Source organism: Streptomyces sp. NPDC059895, from assembly GCF_042731035.1.
Classification (GTDB): Bacteria; Actinomycetota; Actinomycetes; order Streptomycetales; family Streptomycetaceae; genus Streptomyces.
The window spans coordinates 1-2,869 of record NZ_JBHWKO010000125.1 but is presented as its reverse complement, the minus strand read 5'-3'; the positions used below and the strand labels follow the sequence as shown (position 1 = coordinate 2,869).

Below are 2,869 nucleotides of genomic sequence, written 5' to 3'. Positions count from 1 at the left end.
ACCGGCACCTGCACCACCTGCCACCGCCCCCTGCCCAGAACCTCCGCCACCAGCCAGAACCCAAGAGCCAGAGCAACCTAACGGAGTCCTACTAGTCGCCTTGCGTACCGAGCTCGGGCTGACCGGCGAGGAGTATCTGGATCTGCTCGACGACGTGCACTACGCCCTCGGGTACGGCCGGATGGCCAAGAGCCGCCAGAAGATCTCCCGCTGGGAGAACGGCGTCCACGCCCCCGACGACAACGCCCGGTACGCCATGGCTCGCCTTCACGGCATCCCTCCGGAGGCCGTCATCGAGCTCGGCTGGCCGACCTTCCTGTTGCTGGCCTTCCCCGATGACCGTGCGATCCTCGACAGCCCGTGGACCTTGGCGGGTACCGTGACGGCAGTAGCCGCTGCCGCTCGGGGAGGCTCCATGATGGATCGACGGGGACTCATCGCCAGCGGTGCCGCGCTGGCCGGGCTGACTGTGAGCTGGAGCGAGGCGCTGGCCGAGTCGGCCGCCGCCTCCCCTGCCCTCCCAGCCGACCCTGTGCTCGCCAACACTCCCCTGTCCCCCGGGCTGTTGAACACGCTGGAACAGCGCCTGGACGACTTAAGCCGCCTGGACGACGTCCTCGGCGGCGCCCGGCTGCGCAGGACGGCCATCGCCGAATACGAACTGCTGAAGAACCTGGCCGAGAACACCGGCCAGCACGGGCCACTCGAACACCGCCTGCTCTCGCTGCTGTCGGAAGCCGCCCGGATGTGTGGCTGGCTGCACTTCGACGTCGGACACCAAGCCGTCGCCCAGCGCTACTACGTCACCTCTCTGCGGGCCTCGGCCAGCGCCAATGACCCTCAGGTCGGCGCCAACACGCTCGCATTCATGGCCATTCAGGTCTACTCCGAGGGCAACCCGCAGGACGCCGTCGGCCTGGTGCGTACGGCCCAGGCCGCCACGATGCGCCGTACGACCCCGCGGGTGAAGGCGATGCTCCACGCGCGCGAGGCGCGCGCCCTGTCCAAGACCGGCGCCCGTACCGCGTGCTTCAACGCCCTTGACTCCGCGAGGACCGAGTACGCGCGGGGGCCGCACGACGATGACCCGTCCTGATCTTACTGGCTCAACGAGGGGGTTATGCGGTCTGTCAACCTGTTCCAGCCCGGGAGTGTCTCAACACGCCGCTATTGCCTTGGCGCATGACGGGGCCTCGGCCAGGCAGCACTCTGATTCTCATCGCCGACGAGCGGGCACTGGCCTCCGCGGAGTTTCCGTTGCTGGCCGTGAACAACCTGCCCGACGATGACGACGCTCCGTTCAGGATCACCCTCGCGGCGGCAGGTTCCCTCGCCGTCAACATGGAGCTGGCGAACCGGCGCTGCCAGCCATGTCAAGTCGGCCGCCGGGCCAGGCGCCCGGCACGGTCGCGCAGACGTGACCTGTGTGTGGGGCCGCACGCGGTTGTGGGCCTTGGGCAGATCGCCGAAAAGGCCGAGGCGTTGGAGGCGTGGTGCGTATCCTGTGGGCGTGATCGGATTAGAGCGTCTCGCTGTCTTTCTGACCGTTGTGACCGTACTGATCGCTGTGCCAGGACCGAGTGTCCTGTTCGTGGTGAGCCGGGGAGTGGCGCTGGGCCGACGGGCCGCCGTGTCCACGGCGGTGGGGAACGAGGCGGGGCTCCTCATCCAAGTGGTCCTCGTGGCGCTGGGGCTCGGGGAGGTGCTCGCCCGCTCCTACCTGGTGTTCTCCATCCTGAAGTTCGCCGGTGCTCTCTACCTCGTCTACCTGGGTGTGCAGGCCTGGCGGCATCGCAAGCAGCTGATGGTCCAGGAGCAGGGCGCGTCGGGGGCGGGCCGTCCGGGCCGGGTCTTCCGGGAGGGCTTCATCGTCGGGGTGAGCAACCCCAAGGGCCTGCTGATCTTCGGTGCGGTGCTGCCGCAGTTCGTCGACCCTTCCACGGGGAACGCGCAGATGCAGCTGTTGCTGCTGGGCACGATCTGTGTCCTGATCGCGCTGGTCTCCGACGCGACCTGGGGCCTCCTCGCCGGAACGGCCCGCAACTGGCTGGCCAGGTCGCCGCGTCGGCTGTCGTGGATCGGTGGGGCGTCGGGCGTTGTGATGGTCGGCCTGGGGGTCCGGCTGGCGTTCAGCGGGCGGGAATGAGCCGTCAGCGTACGGGGGTGGGGCGGGCTGGGGCATGACCCGCCCGCGCCGACGTGGTGTCAGGTGGTGTCAGGCGCCCATGATTCCGCCGGCCAGGTAGTGGGCGGCGTTGCGGTCGATGATGCGGCTGCCGGGGCTGTCGGCGGCGGCCAGCCAGTTCGTCCAGGACTCCAGCAGACGGGCACGGGCGAGAGCCGTACCGTCCGCACCCGCCAGGTGGGCCAGAGCGCGGGTCGAGCCGGAGACCGTGTAGCCGTACAGGTCGAGCCGGTCGAGTCGTTTGACCAGAGTGTCCGGGTCGGCCAGCAGAGTGTCGAGCAACTGCCTGACGTCCTCGGGCGGTTGGGGCTGCGCGGCTGGGCCGGGCGTCGTCACGAGGTCGTCCAGTGAGGTCCGCCGTCGTGGATACGCAGGGCGAGGCGGTCGCGGTGCAGGACGTCGAGCACGTCGAGGACGTGCGCGGTGCCGCGCACTAGGCGGAACATCTCGGAGATGTGCACGGTGTCGCCCGGCCTCGCGTACTTGAGCAACTCGCGGAACTTCGGGCGCTGGAGCGGGTGGAGGCGGCTGGAGGTGCCCGGGTCTTCCTCAAAGACGACCGGGTCCTCGATCCCGGCCTCGTCCAGGACGAGGTTCTGCCGGGCGGTCGACTGCTGGTCGGTCGAGACCCGCTTGTAGACCAGGTTCGCCACCGAGTGCCCCTTTCAGACGGAGGATCGGACC

3 protein-coding genes and 2 pseudogenes are annotated in these 2,869 nt (G+C 69.1%); 3 read left to right on the top strand and 2 right to left on the bottom strand.

Features of this window, described 5'->3' with window-relative positions; genetic code table 11:
- Positions 1-100 precede the first annotated feature (100 nt).
- The 3 genes and pseudogenes from ACFV9M_RS41930 (at position 101) to ACFV9M_RS41920 (ending at position 2,146) form a co-directional block, all read left to right on the top strand.
- On the top strand, positions 101-1,096 hold the full coding sequence (locus tag ACFV9M_RS41930) for a hypothetical protein (RefSeq protein WP_385079849.1): 996 nt from the start codon (positions 101-103) through the stop codon (positions 1,094-1,096).
- Positions 1,097-1,182: 86 nt separating this feature from the next.
- A pseudogene (locus tag ACFV9M_RS41925) lies at positions 1,183-1,347 on the top strand (DUF6924 domain-containing protein); the annotation flags it as partial.
- A 163-nt stretch (positions 1,348-1,510) separates the two neighbouring features.
- Positions 1,511-2,146, top strand: coding sequence for a LysE family translocator (locus ACFV9M_RS41920; protein ID WP_385079852.1), 636 nt, complete (start codon positions 1,511-1,513; stop codon positions 2,144-2,146).
- Positions 2,147-2,215: 69 nt separating this feature from the next.
- On the opposite strand, the gene ACFV9M_RS41915 is transcribed toward ACFV9M_RS41920, so the two are convergent.
- Together ACFV9M_RS41915 and ACFV9M_RS41910 are read right to left on the bottom strand one after the other, a co-directional pair.
- Positions 2,216-2,467, bottom strand: a complete 252-nt coding sequence (locus ACFV9M_RS41915) for a hypothetical protein (protein ID WP_385079855.1) — start codon at positions 2,465-2,467, stop codon at positions 2,216-2,218.
- 74 nt (positions 2,468-2,541) lie between these two features.
- Positions 2,542-2,838, bottom strand: a pseudogene (locus ACFV9M_RS41910) (recombinase family protein); the annotation flags it as partial.
- Positions 2,839-2,869 lie beyond the last annotated feature (31 nt).